12 protein-coding genes and 1 pseudogene are annotated in these 15,893 nt (G+C 63.9%); 12 read left to right on the top strand and 1 reads right to left on the bottom strand.

All coding sequences use genetic code 11. From position 1 onward, the window contains the following. Nucleotides 1-71: 71 nt before the first annotated feature. Nucleotides 72-2,003 carry an ABC transporter substrate-binding protein gene (locus tag NDO48_RS08260; RefSeq protein ID WP_245262256.1) on the bottom strand — a complete coding sequence of 644 codons (1,932 nt, stop codon included), beginning with the start codon at nt 2,001-2,003 and terminating at the stop codon, nt 72-74. A gap of 122 nt (nt 2,004-2,125) precedes the next feature. Here NDO48_RS08260 and NDO48_RS08255 point away from each other — a divergent pair, with 122 nt between their 5' ends. From NDO48_RS08255 to NDO48_RS08195, 12 genes and pseudogenes are all read left to right on the top strand, one after another. Next, nucleotides 2,126-3,079, top strand: a complete 954-nt coding sequence (locus tag NDO48_RS08255; RefSeq protein ID WP_018430220.1) for a LysR family transcriptional regulator — start codon at nt 2,126-2,128, stop codon at nt 3,077-3,079. Between the two features lie 252 nt (nt 3,080-3,331). Beyond that, nucleotides 3,332-5,205: pseudogene (locus tag NDO48_RS30550) on the top strand (ABC transporter ATP-binding protein). A 43-nt stretch (nt 5,206-5,248) separates the two neighbouring features. Beyond that, the gene (locus tag NDO48_RS08240) at nt 5,249-6,460 is read left to right on the top strand and encodes an alanine racemase (protein WP_018430223.1); all 1,212 of its coding nucleotides are present in this window, start codon (nt 5,249-5,251) and stop codon (nt 6,458-6,460) included. A 189-nt stretch (nt 6,461-6,649) separates the two neighbouring features. Beyond that, nucleotides 6,650-6,778 (top strand): hypothetical protein, encoded by a 129-nt coding sequence (locus NDO48_RS08235; RefSeq protein ID WP_267321273.1) that lies wholly within the window; start codon nt 6,650-6,652, stop codon nt 6,776-6,778. 5 nt (nt 6,779-6,783) lie between these two features. Continuing rightward, entirely contained in the window at nt 6,784-8,340 is a 1,557-nt protein-coding gene (locus NDO48_RS08230) for a serine hydrolase domain-containing protein (protein WP_198292876.1), read from the top strand. A gap of 27 nt (nt 8,341-8,367) precedes the next feature. Continuing rightward, the gene (locus tag NDO48_RS08225; RefSeq protein WP_018430226.1) at nt 8,368-9,969 is read left to right on the top strand and encodes an ABC transporter substrate-binding protein; all 1,602 of its coding nucleotides are present in this window, start codon (nt 8,368-8,370) and stop codon (nt 9,967-9,969) included. A gap of 13 nt (nt 9,970-9,982) precedes the next feature. Continuing rightward, nucleotides 9,983-10,972 carry an ABC transporter permease gene (locus tag NDO48_RS08220; protein WP_018430227.1) on the top strand — a complete coding sequence of 330 codons (990 nt, stop codon included), beginning with the start codon at nt 9,983-9,985 and terminating at the stop codon, nt 10,970-10,972. Next, nucleotides 10,965-11,852, top strand: coding sequence for an ABC transporter permease (locus NDO48_RS08215; RefSeq protein WP_018430228.1), 888 nt, complete (start codon nt 10,965-10,967; stop codon nt 11,850-11,852). Before NDO48_RS08220 ends, NDO48_RS08215 begins: the two co-directional genes overlap by 8 nt. 2 nt (nt 11,853-11,854) lie before the next feature. Then, entirely contained in the window at nt 11,855-12,682 is an 828-nt protein-coding gene (locus NDO48_RS08210; RefSeq protein ID WP_018430229.1) for an ABC transporter ATP-binding protein, read from the top strand. Then, nucleotides 12,675-13,496 (top strand): ATP-binding cassette domain-containing protein, encoded by an 822-nt coding sequence (locus tag NDO48_RS08205; RefSeq protein WP_267321272.1) that lies wholly within the window; start codon nt 12,675-12,677, stop codon nt 13,494-13,496. Before NDO48_RS08210 ends, NDO48_RS08205 begins: the two co-directional genes overlap by 8 nt. Then, nucleotides 13,489-14,982, top strand: coding sequence for an amidohydrolase family protein (locus tag NDO48_RS08200; RefSeq protein ID WP_267321271.1), 1,494 nt, complete (start codon nt 13,489-13,491; stop codon nt 14,980-14,982). The genes NDO48_RS08205 and NDO48_RS08200 overlap by 8 nt, the downstream gene beginning before the upstream one ends. Next, nucleotides 14,979-15,893: a CobW family GTP-binding protein gene (locus NDO48_RS08195; RefSeq protein WP_018430232.1), complete on the top strand. Its 915-nt coding sequence runs from the start codon at nt 14,979-14,981 to the stop codon at nt 15,891-15,893. Before NDO48_RS08200 ends, NDO48_RS08195 begins: the two co-directional genes overlap by 4 nt.

The following is a 15,893-nucleotide window of genomic DNA, read 5'->3' as shown; positions in this document are numbered from 1 at the left end:
ACACGTTCCGATTTCAGGGGATGTAACAGCGGCATGCCGGGCGACCGCAGCCGCCCGGCATGCCCTGCCAATCAGTTGTTGGCCTTGGTCACCGGGTAGAAGTCCCAGGCGCCGTAGAGGATCATGTTGTCGACATAGCCGTCGATATTGCTGCGCGTGACGACGAAGCCGAAGTCCTCCCAGAGGAACTGGGTGGTGGCGTAGTCGTACGACATCTCCTGGAGCTTGGCGTAGATAGGCTCGCGCACGGCAGGATCGTTCGAGGCCCAGGCCTCATCCAGCAACGGCTTGAACTTCTCCGCCATCAGGTCGCGATAGCCCTGGCCGACCATGCCGCCGACCAGACCGGTGGGCGAGAGGTAGTAGGATGCCGCGCCCAGCGGGCCGCCCGGATCGGAATAATCAGGGCCCCAGCCCATCACCGTCAGCGGTGCTGCCGGCTTCTCGCGATTGTTGAGCTTGTCGGAAACGGACGCCCATGGCAGCGCCTGGATCTGCATCTTGAACTTCGGATTGATACGCGACAGGCCCATCTGCAGCGCTGACAGCGCTGCCGTCAGCTGCGGGTTACCCTCGGTCACGTAGGCGGTGAAGGTGAAGCCCACGTCCCAGAGCTTGCCGTCGAACGCCTTCTTGAAATGTTCCTCGGCCTTGGCGGGGTCGTAGCTGTAGACAGGCGAATCCGCGCGATAGCCCATGATGCCGCGCACCGTCGGACCACGCGACTGCACGGTCTTGCCGAGCAGCACCTGATTGATCAGGGCGTCGTAGTTCTGCGCGTAGTTGAAGCCCTTGCGGACGTCGATGTCGGCGAAGAAGTCCGGTGGGATGCCCTTGCCGTCCAGCTTGCCGCTGCCGATGGCCGGGTTGTCGTTGTCGTCGAGCGGCCAGGCAAAGAAGATGCCGCGCGAGAACACTTTCTGCAGCCCGTCGATGACCTTGACGCCTTCGGTCTTGCTCAGCTCGTCGATAAACTCGACCGGCGCCGCAACGAAGTCGGCATCACCTGACAGGAGCTGCAGGCGCCGCGTCGTCCACTCAGGCACGGTGCGCATGACGACGCGCTCGAGCTTGGCTGGGCCCATGAAGTAGTTGTCGAAGCGCTTCAACGTGATGCGGCGGTCGGTGCGATCCCACTCCTCGAGCATGAATGGACCGGTGCCGTTTTCCTCGGCGAACAGCGGGTTTGCGCCGAGTTCCGGACGATAGTGAGCCTTCCAGGTGTCGCCGGAACCGTCCCAGCCGCCAACCGAAGCGACCCACTCCTTGTCGACGATCGAGGTGCCGAAAGGCAGGGCGATGACGCCGAGCGTTGCCGGGAACGACTTGGGCAGCTTGAGCGTGACATTGTCGCCGTCGACGACGATCTGCGACGCAAGCTGGTCATAGACGGCGCGCAGCGTCTCGGGCGAGGCGTCGTTGACGGATTTGACCTTGCCTTCCGTCTCGACCCACTTGGCTATGTCAGTGTATTTGCCGGCGGTGATCACCTCGGTGATCGCGTTCGACATCCAAGACTGGCCTTGCAGGATGGCGCGCAGCAGCGAGTAGCGCACGTCATCAGGCGTGATCTGCCCATAACCCGGCTCGATGGCCGCTTTCTGAGCGTCGGTCAGCTTGTCGTAATATTCCCAGGTGATCTTGCCGTCGGCGCCCTTGACGCCGACCTTGTGGGCAAAGACGCCCTTGCGGATCGGAAAGGTGTAGCTCACCGAGCCGTCGTCGCCTTGCTTGATCAGGCCGTTTTCCAGAGACGGCACCTCGGTCGACAGCGACGGCACGAATTCGGAAATCTTCGAACCATTGAAGTTCAGGAGCCGGCTGTAGATGTTCAGCGAGCCATAGGAGCTCGGCGTGTTGGCGATGTAGGCTGGATCGAACGACTGGATGTCGTCGGTCCACATGAAGACGAATGTTCCGGGATTCTTGGTCTCGGCCATAACAGGTGCAGCCGTCATGGCAAGCCCCAGGCCCATAGCCAACGCTAAGGCTAGTTTCATCATCGTTCCCTTCTGGTGGCGGAGGAAGTTTTCTTCTTCTCGTTACGGGAAGGCTAGAAGAGCGCTTGCCGTCCTGTCCAATGTGTAGATAGGATCGGTTATGCAAAAGACGCATGAGGTGAGGCATGGAGCTGCAATGGCTCGAAGATTTCCTGGAAATCGCTGCTACGCGGAACTTCTCTACCGCCGCTGCCGCACGAAACATTTCCCAGCCGGCCTTCAGTCGCCGCATCAAGTCTCTGGAGAACTGGATCGGCACTGACCTCATCGATCGCAGCACCTATCCCGTGCAGCTGACCAGGGCAGGCAACATGTTCCTGCAAGGCTGCCAACGGCTGGTCCGTGATGCCTACCGCCTGCGCACCGACTGCCGCAACGTTGCCGGCGCCAGCTCGCAATTGCTGACCTTCACGTCGCTGCACACGCTGGCGATGTATTTTTTCCCGCGCTGGATCAGTTCGCCGCTGATCTCGCGCATGCCGCTTCGCACGAGCATGCATGCTGCCGACTTCCTCGAATGCGTCGACCACCTGTGCTCGGGCCAATGCGATTTCGCCATCACCTATGACCACCCCGATGGGCCGCCAGTGCTTGAAAATGGGCCTTTCGAGTCCCTGCTCATCGGCAAGGACCGGCTGATGCTGGTTTCAGGAACAGACGAAAGCGGCCGTGCGCTCTATGACATCGACGTGCCCGAAAGCGCCGAAATTCCCTATCTCGCCTACTCCTGGAGTGACGGTTACATCGGCAAGCTGACGTCGCTGATCCAGTCGCGCTGGCGCCGGCCGCTCAACCTCAGCACCGTCTATCAGTCGGGCCTGGCGGATGGGCTGAAGCACATGGCGGTGGCCGGCCGCGGCGTGGCCTGGCTACCCCAGATTTGCGCCGGCGAAGCCATCAAGCAAGGGCAGCTTATCCAGATCGGCGGCCCTCAGATGTCGCTCGAAATGGAGGTCAGGATATTCAGGCGCACCGGGTCCGGCAGCCATGATGGCGAGGCGCTGTGGCAGCATCTCAAGCAATGCGCCGAGCTTCCCCAGTATCGGAACAGCCTGGAGCCGGCTTCTGACGCAGCCTGAAGCAGCTGCCACGTCGCCGAAGTCGATATGCGAAGACAGACGATGCAATGCGTGACACGCATAGTTTGCGCGCAATATGCCCTGACGCTTTGATTTCCCTCGCTTTTAGGTCGAACTCAGAAAGTCGACAGATCCCCACCCGGCGGCCGTCGACCTTTCCGGCACCTGCCGGCCTATTGACAGCAACAGGCCCCGTTGCCTTCGATGGCGGCATCCACGACCCACCAATCGCAGATGCGGGTATATGTGCCGATGACATCCACCGAAGCCAACCGATTGCCGCCAGATGTGATCCTGTCGGTAGAGAATCTCGAGGTCTGCTTCGCCGCCAGAGCAAGAAACAGCGTCCGTGCGGTACGCGGGGTGTCGTTCTCGATCGCCCGGGGTGAAACCTTGGCGCTGGTCGGAGAATCGGGATCGGGCAAATCCGTGACCGCCATGACCATCATGCGGCTGACGGAACATGATGGCGCATCGATCACCGGCGGCCGGATCATGATGCGCTTCAAGGACGGCAACGTCGCCGATCTCGTCAAGCTTTCCGAAAAGCGCGTCGAATCCCTTCGCGGGTCCGAGATTTCGATCGTCTTCCAGGACCCTATGTCGAGCTTGAATCCGGTGTTCACCATCGGCGACCAGATTGCCGAGGCTGTTACCCACCACCAGGACAAGACGCCGGATCAGGCCCGCCAGATCGCGCTCAATACGCTCAAGCTGGTGCGCGTTCCCGATGCCGAACGCCGCCTCGACCAGTACCCTCACCAGCTCTCCGGCGGCATGCGCCAGCGCGTCATGATTGCCATGGCGCTGGCCTGTCGCCCGTCGCTGATGGTCCTCGACGAGCCGACGACAGCGCTCGACGTCACCATCCAGGCACAGATCCTCGATCTGGTGCGCGCCTTGCAGCAGGAGATCGGCATGTCGGTGCTGTTCATCACCCATGACATGGGCGTGGTCGCCGAAATCGCCGACCGGGTCTGCGTCATGCTGAAAGGCGAGATCGTTGAGACGGGTTCGGTCTACGACATCTTTGCAGCGCCGAAGCATGCCTACACCCGCGCACTCATCTCGGCGGTGCCCCGTCTTGGCAGCATGAAGGACAAGGACGCGCCGGAGAAATTTCCGCTGGTCGTCTACCAGCCCGAGCCCCTGGCTGTGGAGGCCGCACAATGACAGCCCCCTCGCGCGTTGCCGGCGACCGCCGCCCGCTCGTCGAAGTCCGCAATCTGGTTACGCGTTTCGATCTCAAGGCAGGTCTGTTCGGCCATGTCTCGGGTCGCGTCCATGCGGTGGAGAATGTCTCCTTCGACATTTTTCCTGGCGAAACGCTCGCTCTTGTTGGCGAATCCGGTTGCGGAAAGTCGACGGTCGCCCGCAGCATCATGCAACTCGACAAGCCACGCTCCGGCTCCATCCGTTTCGACGGCGTCGAGCTTGTTGGCGCCCCAAGACCGGTGCTGACGCGCTTCCGGCGTGAAGCGCAGATGATCTTCCAGGATCCGTTTTCGTCGCTCAACCCGCGCATGACCATCGCCCAGTCGCTGATGGATCCGATGCGGGTCCACAAGCTGGGCTCGGCGGAGGCATTGCGTGCCCGTGCTGCCGAGTTGCTTGCCAAGGTCGAGCTCTCGGCGGAGCATCTGGAGCGCTATCCGCACGCGTTTTCCGGCGGCCAGCGCCAGCGCATCTGCATTGCCCGTGCCCTGGCGCTCAACCCGCGCCTCATCGTTGCCGATGAGGCGGTCGCTTCGCTTGATGTGACCATCCAGGCGCAGGTCATCAACCTTCTGATGGACCTGCAGCGCGACATGCAGATCGCGCTTCTGTTCATCAGCCACGACATGGCCGTGGTCGAGCGAATCGCACACAGGGTCGCGGTAATGTATCTCGGCGAAATCGTCGAGATCGGCGATCGCCGCTCGGTCTTCAACAACCCGCAGCATCCTTACACCCGCAAACTCCTGTCGACGGTTCCGGTCGCCGATCCCAAGTTGAGGCCGGAGCTGCGACAGCCGATGTCGGACGAAATACCGAGTGCCTTGCGGGCACCGGATTTTGTCCCGGTCGAGCTTCCGATGCTGCAGATTTCCTCGACCCATTTTGCAAGACAGGCTGCCGCGACCTGACGGCCGGGCCGCCAGACCAACCTCCAGATCGAGAATTCCGAAAATGGCCACTTCCGAAGTATCGCGGCCGCCGGCGGCGGCCGGCGCGGCAACACGCGTTCACGACAAGCCTGCAACGAACGGACTCAGGCGCTCCCTTCCCGCCGACCTCCCCACGCCCTACGTCGAAGTCGACGCGTTGCGGCTCGAGCGCAACATGCGCGTCATGCAGGACCGCGCCAATGCGGCAGACGTGGCCCTGTTTCCGCACATCAAGACCCACAAGAGCGTACACATCGCCAAGCAGCAGCTCCAGCTCGGCGCGAGGGGCATCACCGCATCCAAGCCGAGCGAGGCTCTGGTATTTGTCGAGGCCGGCATCCCCTCGATCATCGTCGCCTACCCGATCGTCAGTGCCGGTTCGCTCGATCGCCTGCTGCCGGCGGTAAAGGCGCATGGCACCGAGCTGCGCACGATCGCGGCAAGCGAAACAGGCGTTGACGCGCTGTCAGCCGCTGCCATGCGCCATGGCGTCGAAATCGGCGTATTCCTCAAGGTCGATGTCGGCCTCGGCCGCGTCGGCGTGAAGCCGCACGACCCATTGGCAGTGGCGCTGTGCCAGCGCATCGTTGCTGCAAAAGGCCTGCACTTTGCCGGCTTGCTTTCACATGCCGGCCACGCCTATGCAGCTGCCAACCGCGCGCAGTTGGCATCGATCGCCAACGACGAAGCGGCCTCGCTATCGGCACTCGCCGAACAACTGCGAAGCACGGGAATCGCCGTCCCCTGCATATCAGTCGGGGCCACGCCGACCTGCCTTGCCGCCCCGCTCCCGGCCGGCGCTCAATGCATCCGCCCCGGCAACTACGTGTTTCTGGATGGCACGGCACTCAGGCTGGGCATCTGCTCGGAAGACGATCTGGCGCTGTCGGTCGTTGCCCGCGTCGTGGCCGCCAACGAGCATCACTTCATTGTCGATGCCGGCTCGAAGAGCATGAGTTCGGATCGTGGCGCTCATGGCCTGGGCGGCCCCGGCTACGGCATGGTGGTGGCCGTGGACGACAATACCGACGGGCAAGTCTGGACGCTCGAGCGTCTTTCCGAAGAGCACGGCTTTGTATCTGTCGCCGGCCGCCCGCTGCCTCTTGGCAGCCGGGTCCGCATCTTTCCCAACCACTCCTGCGCCACGATCGCCAATTTCGATCGATTTACCCTGCGCCGTGCCGACGGCGAAGCCGTCACTCTCCCTGTCGACGCCCGCTCCGGCCAGACCTGAGCTACCGGCGTTGGAAGCACTTTCCTGATCACTGCAGGATTTAGCGTTTACGAAAATTATTGACGTATAGAAAAATACGACTTACCGATTAGGCAACAAGAAACCGGGAACTGGAAATCGAGAGGAAGCGTGGGGTTGCTCCTGCGCCGAGGGATGTCGTGCGCGCTGCGCCGGCCGGGAGGCAAATTCATGCACAGCGAACACCACAGGCACCTTCCGGCGCGCATATTCGGCGCGGTCCTCTGCCTGTTTTCCGCCACCGACCTTGCCAACCGCCGGGCGGGAAGCGCCTCCACCAGCATCATCACCGAGGAATGACGACCATGACCAGGGCACCCGCCGATTTTGCCAAGCGCATCGACGCATTGTTCAGCGAGTTCACCGGCCCTGAGATGCCAGGCGCAGTCGTTGCGGTCACCGAGAACGGCCGCGAGATCTTCGCCAATGCCTATGGTCTCGCCAACATCAACAACGATGTACCGATGGGACGAAAGACCATCATCCGCATCGGCTCGCAGACCAAGCAGTTCACCGTCCTGCTGATCCTGATGCTGGAAGCCGAGGGCAAGCTCAGCCTGTCGGATGAAGTGCAGAAGCACCTGCCTTACGTGCCGCGGCTCGAGCGGCCGGTCACGCTGGCGCATCTCGCGTCGAACACGTCGGGCTTCCGCGACCATCTCGAAGCCATGATCTTCGCCGGCATGTCGATCTTCACCCCGTCCGACCGGCAGACCGGCCGTGATGTTATCGCCCGCCAGGACGCGCTGAATTTCAAGCCCGGCAGCGCCATGACCTACTGCAATGCCGGCTTCTTCATGCTGTCGGAGATCATCGAGCAGATCGAGGGCGCCACCTTCAACGAGGTGCTGCGCAAGCGCATCACCGGTCCGCTCGGCATGGACGACACATCGCTTCTGATCCGCGACGGCGCGGCGATGAAGCGGCTTGCAGCGCATTACACCAAGCGTACGGAAGGCTGGGCCAACCTCAACTGGGGCCTCGATCTCGGTGGCGAGGGCGGCATGATCTCGACCCTCGATGACATGATCGTCTGGCAGCAGAACCTGTTCGATCCCAAGGTCGGCACTATCGAGATGTACGAACGCATGGCCACGCCTTGCGTCTTCGACAATGGCGCCACCGGCTTCTATGGCCTCGGCCTTGTCACCGACGTCTATCGCGGACGCCGTGCAATTGGCCATGGCGGCACGGTCGCCGGCGGCAAATCGGAATCGACCCGCTTCGTCGATGATGGCTTCGGCGTCGTCATCATCGCCAACAACGACCAGGTCGCCTCCTTCGCGCTTGGCCGGCGCATCGCCGACATCTATTTCGGCGACAAGTCGCCTGCACCCATCGCACTTGCTCCCGGTCGCTATCGCCAGGAAGGCGGCCCCGACGTCTTCGAGATCGTCGCCAAGGACGGCGTGCCGACCTTCCTCAACTCCGGCGGTGTCGGCGGTTTCGACTTCGGTCATGAAGGCGGCGCCAAACCCGAACGCGCCATCACCGATCTGGTGCTGAGCCCGCGCGCCGACGGCAAGGTCGACGGCATGTTCTGCGGCACGCCGCGCCTTTATACACCGCTTCCGGCAAACGCCACCGCCGCCCGCCCGCTGGCCGGGCACTACACCAACAAGGCCCAGGACCTTGAGGTCGAGATTTCAGGCGATGCCCAGCAGGGCGAATTCCGCCTGCGCTCGGGTCTGGGCGCGATGTCAGCCCCCATCGTCGCGGCCGACAGCGATCTCTGGTTCCTGCTCCAGCCCGGCACCGACATGCGCCCGGGCCTGCCCTGGAACGCAACGCTGAGCGTAACTGCCGACGGGTTCGAAATGAACTCGGACCGGATCAAGAAACTGCGCTTCACGCGCGCCTGACCAATAATCATCACGGCGAGGTCCACCATGTCTCTGAAGAGCCTTTCTCCCAAGGAATTCGACGCATTGGCGCGCGACTACCTGCGCCAGGCGACCCTGTCGCGGCGCAGCTTCCTGGCGGGTGCCGCGGCCTTTGCCGCCGCGACCGCCATTGGCCTGCCCGGCGATGCTTTGGCGCAGCAGACCGGCGGCACGCTGCGCGTCGGCCGTTCCGAAGAGCCCGATACGCTCGATCCGCACAAGACCACGCTGTCGGTCTCGTCGACCACGATGGACCTGATCTACGAGCCGCTGGCGCGCATGAGCCTTGAGGGCGAAGTCGTGCCTGGCCTCGCCGAAAGCTGGGAATTCTCCAACGACAACAAGACGCTGACCTTCAAGCTGAAACCCGGCATCACCTTCCATGACGGCACGCCATGCGATGCCGAGGCAGTGGCCTGGACGGTTGCGCGTCACCTCGCGCCGGAAGCCGCCTCCCCGAGCGCCTTCTTCCTCGGACCGCTCGAAAGCGCCGAGGCCGTCGATCCGCTCACCGTTGCCTATCATTTCAAGGAACCGTTCGTGCCGGTCTGGGTCGGGCTCACGCTGGGCTATTCCGCGCCTGTCTCGCGCAAGGCGGTCGAAGCGTCCGGCGACCAGTACGGCCGCAATCCTGTTGGCGCAGGCCCCTTCCGCTTCGTCTCGTGGTCAACCGATCGCGGCATGCGGCTGGAGCGTTACAATGATTACAAGGCAACCACGCCGGCGCGCATCGATGCTGTCGAGTTCTTCCATTACCCCGAGGATTCGACGCGCCTCGCCGCGTTTGAAACCGGCGAGATCAATGCCATCTATGGCGGCTCGTCCGTTCCTCTGGACAGCGTCCGTCGCCTGCGCGGTAACCCGGATGCGGTGCTGCTCGAACGTCCTGCCCAGATGATGCGCGCGCTCGTCTTCAACCAGAAGCATGCACCCTTCGACAATCCCAAGGTACGTCAGGCCTTTGCCCATGCCATCGACCAGAAGCGCCTGATCGCATTTGCGCTCGACGGCCTTGCCGTGCCGGCAACGTCACCGGTGGCCAGCGCCATTCCCGGCTATTCCGCCAAGACTGCCGAACTCAGCTACGGCTACGATCCCGAAAAGGCCAAGGCCCTGCTGGCCGAGGCCGGTGTCGGCAGCGGCCTGAAGGCCACGCTGGTCGCCAATGACACACCGGTCATCCGCCGTACCGCCGAAGTCGTGCAGGCACAACTGCGCGAGATCGGCGTCGAGATCGCCATCGAGACGCTGCCGATCGCACAATGGGCGGCACTCACCGCCAAGGGCGGGCAGGACATGGTGATCAGCACCTATTCCTACACCGACGCCGACATCCTCTATCCGGTGCTCCACACCAAGGGCGCGCTGAACCGCGCCTTCCACGAGAACCCGGAGCTAGACGGCATGATCGCCGAGCAGCGCGTCACCTCGGATCCGGCGGCGCGGCAGGCACTGCTCGACAAGATCCAGGCCAAGGTGGTGACCGAAGCCTACTGGAAGCCGCTGTTCGAGCCGCTCAACTTCGCGGTCGTCTCCAAGGACGTTGTTGACGGGCAGATCAATGCCGGCGGCGAGCTGCGCATCGACCTGCTCGGCATGTCGTCATAGTCCGCGCCACAGAATGCTGAGGCTGATCGTCTCCAGGCTGCTCTATGCCTGCGTCATCCTGCTCGGGGTCATCCTTGTGGTGGCCTCGCTGGTCAAGCTCGTGCCCGGCGACCCCGTCGACGTGATTGCGGCGGGCAATCCCGGCATGAGTGTCCAGGACATGGACGGCCTGCGCGAGAAGATGGGGCTGACGCGTTCGGTGCCGGAGCAGTTCGTCACCTATCTCGGCCATGCCATCCAGGGCGACCTCGGCATGTCGATCCGCCAGGGCGTGCCGGTCAGCACGCTGATCGCCGAGCGTCTGCCGGCGACGGCCGAACTGGCCTTCTGGACCTTGCTCGTCGCCTTCGCGATTGCCCTCCCATTGGGCATCGCCACGGCGCTGAAGCGCGACAGCTGGCTCGACTACACCGGCACCTTCATTGCCGTGCTCGGCGTGTCGATGCCCGGCTTCCTGCTGGCGGTGCTGATGATCCTGTGGTTCTCGATCGAGCTGCGCTGGCTGCCCGCATCGGGCTATCGCGGCTCGGCACTTGCCGCCCTCGGGCGCGCCGTGGTCGAGCGCGATGCCTCGATCTTCTGGAACGCCTTCCGCTACTTTATCTTGCCGTCGATCTCGCTCGCCTTCGTGCTGGTCGCCGTCAATGCGCGGCTGATCCGCTCGGCCATGCTCGAAGTGCTGCAGCAGGACTACATCACCTTCGCCACGGCCAAGGGTGTGCCGAGGCGAACCATCATCCTGCGCCATGCCTTGCGCAATGCGCTGCTGCCGATCGTCACGCTTGCCGGCCTCCAGATGGGTGCCTTGCTGTCGGGAACCGTGGTCATCGAAACCGTGTTCGCCTGGCCGGGCATCGGCCGCCTCGCGGTCGATTCCATCCACGTGCGCGACTATCCGATCATCCAGGCAGTGGTGCTGATCTCGGCGATCCTGTTCATCTCGCTCAACCTGATCGTCGACATCCTTTACCGCTTCATCGATCCGAGGGTGCGTGATGAGTGAGGCCGCTGTCATACCTGCCGCCAAGGGCGAGCGCCGTTTCCTCCGCAGCCTCGGCCGCAGCGTCAAGGGAACGACCGGACTGGCACTGATCGGCATCATCGTGTTCTGCGCCATCTTTGCCCCCGTTATTGCCCCGCATGACCATGCCCAGCAGGTCATCGAATGGCGCTATGTGCCGACGGCCTGGCAGGACGGCGGCAGCCTGACCAACCTCTTCGGCGGCGACAATATGGGCCGCGACATCTTCAGCCGGACTGTCATGGGCGCGCGCGTCTCCGTTCAGGTCGCGCTGATCGTCGTGTCGATCGCACTGGTCGTCGGATCGCTCCTCGGCGCGCTGGCCGGCTATTTCGGCGGACTGATCGACACCATCATCATGCGGCTGGTCGACTTCCAGCTCGCGTTCCCGTTCCTGTTGCTCGCGCTGATCTTCATGGCGGTGCTCGGCCCCGGCTTTGCCACGCTGGTCATGGCCCTGGCCTTCGCCCTGTGGATCAACTTCGCCCGCATCGTCCGCAGCGAAACCATGCGCATCCGCACCCTTGATTATGTCGACGCGGCCACCACCATGGGCGTGTCGCAGCTCCGCATCATCTTCACCCACGTCCTGCCCAACGTGCTGCCGGCGGTGCTGGTGGTGGCCACGCTCGACATCGCTTTGGTCATCATCTCCGAGGCAGCCCTGTCGTTCCTCGGCCTCGGCGTGCAACCGCCCACCGCATCCTGGGGCGTCATGATCTCGGAAGGCCGCGACTTCCTCTACGAGCAGCCTTGGATCGTGATTGCACCCGGCATAGCCGTGCTGATCTCGTCTGTCGGCATCAACCTGTTCGGCGATTTCCTGCGCGACTATTTCGATCCGCGACTGGAGAGGATGTGACGATGACAGCCTCGTCCTTGTTGTCTGTCCGCGACCTGACCGTCGACTACCCCAGCCGCAGCGGTCCGGTGCGCGCCGTCAATGGCGTCAGCTTCTCCGTCGCGCCGGGCTCCGTGCTCGGCGTAGTCGGCGAAAGCGGTTCCGGCAAATCCTCCATCGGCTATGCGCTGATGGGGTTGACCGATGCCTCGAAAGCAACGCTGGGCGGCCGTGTCAGCTTCGAAGGCCGCGACCTGCTCGCCCTGTCGCGCAAGGAATGGCGCCAGCTGCGTGGCAACCGCATTGCCATGGTGTTCCAGGACGCGATGGCGACGCTGAACCCGGTCATGCCTGTCGGCGACCAGATCGGCGAGGTGTTCCGTTGGCACCGCCCCGACATGTCGCGCAAGGCGATCCGCACCGCCAGCCTGGAGCTGCTCGAACGCGTCGGCATCCAGGAGGCGTCGCGCCGCATCGATGCCTACCCGCACCAGCTCTCCGGCGGCATGCGCCAGCGCGTGGTGATCGCTGCAGCCATCGCGCTCAAGCCGGCGCTGCTGATCGCCGACGAGCCCACCACGGCACTCGATGTCACTGTCCAGGCGCAGATCCTGAAACTGATGAACGACCTCAGCCGCGAACAAGGCACCGCCATGATCCTGATCAGCCACGACCTCGATGTCGTCGGCGACGTCTGCCAGGACGTGGCCGTGATGAAGGACGGCGTGATCGTCGAGACGGGTCGTGTCGATGATGTGCTCGGCCGTCCGCGGCATGCCTACACGCGCGAGCTCCTTTCGGCGCGGCCGAGCTTCGGCGCCGGCCATATGGCGGAGGCCGTCCATGTCTGACGACGTGCTGCTTGAAGTCAGCGGCCTTGTCCGCACCTTCACCTTGTCCGGCCGGCTGTTCGAGAAGCCACGTACCCTGACTGCCGTCAACGACGTCAGCTTCTCGATCCGGCGCGGCGAAGCCTTCGGACTGGTCGGCGAAAGCGGGTCCGGAAAGTCGACCATCGGCCGGATCGTTGCCCGCCTGACCGAACCCACCGCCGGATCAGTCACTTTCGACGGCATGGATTGGCTGGCATTGCGCGGCCGGGCCCTGCGCGACAAGCGCCGTGACGTGCAGATGGTGTTCCAGAGCCCCTATGCCTCGCTTGATCCACGCTGGCGGGTGCGCGACATCCTCGCCGAACCGCTCAAAGCCTACACCGATCTCACGGGCGCGGCGCTGACGCATCGAGCCGCCGAACTGCTCGATCAGGTCGGTCTCAACCCCGACTGGCTCGACCGCTTCCCGCATCAGTTTTCCGGCGGCCAGCGCCAGCGCATCGCTATTGCTCGTGCGCTTGCCTCCAACCCGCGCCTGCTGATCGCGGACGAGCCGGTATCGGCGCTCGATGTCTCCAGTCAGGCACAAGTGCTCAAGCTGCTGCGCCGTATCTGCCAGGAGCATGGCTTGGCGATGCTGTTCATCTCACATGACTTGTCTGTCGTCGATCATCTCTGCCAGCGTGTCGGCGTGCTCAATCACGGCGTCCTGGAGGAGATGGGGCCGACATCGGAAATCTTCCGCTCGCCCCGGACCGACTACACCCGGCGGCTGATCGATGCCGTCCCCGGCAGGAAGCGCCGCACCGTCGAGGAGACCGCCCATGCATGATTTGCTGATCAAGGGCGGCCGCGTCATCGACCCTGAGACCGGTCGCGACGAGATGGCAGATGTCGCCATTTCAGGCGGCCGCATCAGCGCCATCGGCACCGATCTTGGCCCGGCGCGCAAGGTGATCGATGCGACCGGCCTCGTCGTCGCGCCCGGCTTCATCGATCTGCACGCCCATGGTCAGTCGGTGCCCGCCGACCGCATGCAGGCTTTCGACGGCGTGACGACGGCGCTGGAGCTAGAGGTCGGCGCCTTGCCGGTCGGCGGCTGGTATGAGGCGCAGGCCAAGACTGCGCGCCTGCTGAATTACGGCACCGCATCCGCATGGATCTTTGCCCGCAAGGCCGTGATGATCGGACTGGAGCTCAAGGCCGGCGAAGCGCCGATCACCGTCATGGGGCGCGGCTTTGACGATCCGCGTTGGTCGACCGATGCCGCCACCGAATTGCAGGCCGCCGAGATCGTTGCGCTGACCCGAAAGGGCATCGACGAGGGCGGGCTGGGCATCGGCATTCCCGCAGGCTATGCGCCGGGCGCAGGCGCCAAGGAAATGAGCCTAGTCTGCGATCTCGCCGCCGAGACCGACACGCCGACCTATACCCACATCGCCCAGATGTCGAACATCGACCCCAAGAGTTCCATCGAGGCCTATGTCACGCTGATCGGGCTGGCCGGAGCGACCGGCGCGCATATGCACATCTGCCACCTCAACTCGACCAGCCTGCAGGATGTCGAGCGTGCCGCGGCCGTCATCGCCAGGGCGCAGGCGCAAGGGCTGAAGATCACCACCGAGGCCTATCCCTATGGCACCGGCTCGACCGTGGTCAGCGCCGGCTTCTTTGTCGACCCGGCTTTTTCGGCGCGCACCGGCACCGGCTACAACGCCATCGAGCTGGTCGCCAGCCATCGACGCCTCGAAGGCGTGGACGACCTGAAGGCTGTCCGGCAGGCCGATCCCTCCGCGCTGGTTTTGTGGCACTTCCTCGACACCGAAGACAATCCGCGCCACCGCGCCCTGCTCGACGTCTCGGTCATGTATCCCGGCGGCGCCATCGCCTCCGATGCCATGCCGTGGAGCCAGGCCGACGGCACGCCCTATGAGGGCGACGAGTGGCCGCTCGGTCCCGACAAGACGGCGCATCCGCGCTCGTCGGGCACCTTCACGCGCTTCCTGCGCCAATGGGTTCGCGAGCGAGACGCGATCCCGCTTGTCGAGGCGATCGCCAAATGCACTGTGATCCCGGCCAGGATCGTCGAGAGCTGCGCCCCGCTGTTCCGCCGCAAGGGCCGCCTGCAACCTGGCTGCGATGCCGACATCGTCGTCTTCGACCTCGCCAGCATCGCCGACCGCGCGACGTTCGCCGAAATGAACCTGCCAGCCGAGGGCATGCGCCATGTCATCGTCAACGGTCAGTCGGTCGTCGCCGACGGCGTTCTCGACGTCTCCGCTGCGCCGGGCCGGCCCATCCGGCGAGGCGACGCATGACCGTCCCGGTGCTGGTGGTCAGCGGCTTCCTGGGCGCCGGCAAGACCACCTTCATCAACCGCCTTCTGGCCCGCTCCGAAGGCCGGCGCATCAGCGCCATCGTCAATGATTTCGGCGCCATAAATATCGATGCCGAACTGATCGCTGATGCCGCCGACACGGTGGTCGGTCTCAAGAACGGCTGCATCTGCTGTTCGCTGCAAGGCGATCTGCTGCGCACGCTGAAGCTGGTGCTATCGCAGCCGGTGAAACCCGACCACATCATCGTCGAGGCCTCGGGGGTCGCCGACCCCCGAGGCATCGTCGACGCGCTGATGGACCCAATCCTGTGGGACGCGACCCGGCTGGACGCCGTGCTATCCGTCGTCGATGCCGACGACATCGCCGCCACGCCGGGGCGCCGGCAAGACGAACTCTGGCACGCCCAGCTTGCCGCGGCCGATTTCGTCGCCCTGTCCAAGACCCGGCTTTCACCTGAGGCCGATGAGACCGCAAATCTGTTGCGGTCGGAGCTTGCAGCCAAAGCGCTGGTCTTCGATGCCGACGACGACCTGCCCATCGAGGCCCTGTTCGTCGCTGGCCGTTCGCAGCCGACGCAGGACGCTTCTTCCGTCGTTGCATCGCGTTTCACTTCGGTTGAATGGCAATCGACCGGGGCCGTGCATCTCGACCGCTTCCAGGCGGCCATGGGCGAACTCGCCACCCAACTGATCCGCGCCAAGGGCATCGTCAATTTTGTCGAGCAGCCGGGCAGGAGCTTTCTTTTGCAGATGGTCGGCCGTCGCGCCTCGCTGCAGCCCTTTTCGAGATGTGAGCCGGAGTGCCGCCTGGTGCTGATCGGCGAAGCCACGATCTTCAATTCCGAAGCGGCCTATACCCTGCTGTCGGACATGTTTGAAGCGGCGCAGTAG

The organism is Aminobacter sp. MET-1, from assembly GCF_026521175.1.
Taxonomy (GTDB): domain Bacteria; phylum Pseudomonadota; class Alphaproteobacteria; order Rhizobiales; family Rhizobiaceae; genus Aminobacter.
The sequence above is the reverse complement of the archived record's forward strand: the minus strand, read 5'-3'. Positions and strand labels throughout refer to the sequence as shown.

Coding starts and splice junctions, on each gene's coding strand:
- NDO48_RS08225 (WP_018430226.1), top strand. CDS start 8,368: ATGTCTCTGAAGAGCCTTTCTCCCAAGGAATTCGACGCATTGGCGCGC.
- NDO48_RS08220 (WP_018430227.1), top strand. CDS start 9,983: ATGCTGAGGCTGATCGTCTCCAGGCTGCTCTATGCCTGCGTCATCCTG.
- NDO48_RS08235 (WP_267321273.1), top strand. CDS start 6,650: ATGCACAGCGAACACCACAGGCACCTTCCGGCGCGCATATTCGGCGCG.
- NDO48_RS08230 (WP_198292876.1), top strand. CDS start 6,784: ATGACCAGGGCACCCGCCGATTTTGCCAAGCGCATCGACGCATTGTTC.
- NDO48_RS08200 (WP_267321271.1), top strand. CDS start 13,489: ATGCATGATTTGCTGATCAAGGGCGGCCGCGTCATCGACCCTGAGACC.
- NDO48_RS08260 (WP_245262256.1), bottom strand. CDS start 2,003: ATGATGAAACTAGCCTTAGCGTTGGCTATGGGCCTGGGGCTTGCCATG.
- NDO48_RS08255 (WP_018430220.1), top strand. CDS start 2,126: ATGGAGCTGCAATGGCTCGAAGATTTCCTGGAAATCGCTGCTACGCGG.
- NDO48_RS08240 (WP_018430223.1), top strand. CDS start 5,249: ATGGCCACTTCCGAAGTATCGCGGCCGCCGGCGGCGGCCGGCGCGGCA.
- NDO48_RS08205 (WP_267321272.1), top strand. CDS start 12,675: ATGTCTGACGACGTGCTGCTTGAAGTCAGCGGCCTTGTCCGCACCTTC.
- NDO48_RS08210 (WP_018430229.1), top strand. CDS start 11,855: ATGACAGCCTCGTCCTTGTTGTCTGTCCGCGACCTGACCGTCGACTAC.
- NDO48_RS08215 (WP_018430228.1), top strand. CDS start 10,965: ATGAGTGAGGCCGCTGTCATACCTGCCGCCAAGGGCGAGCGCCGTTTC.
- NDO48_RS08195 (WP_018430232.1), top strand. CDS start 14,979: ATGACCGTCCCGGTGCTGGTGGTCAGCGGCTTCCTGGGCGCCGGCAAG.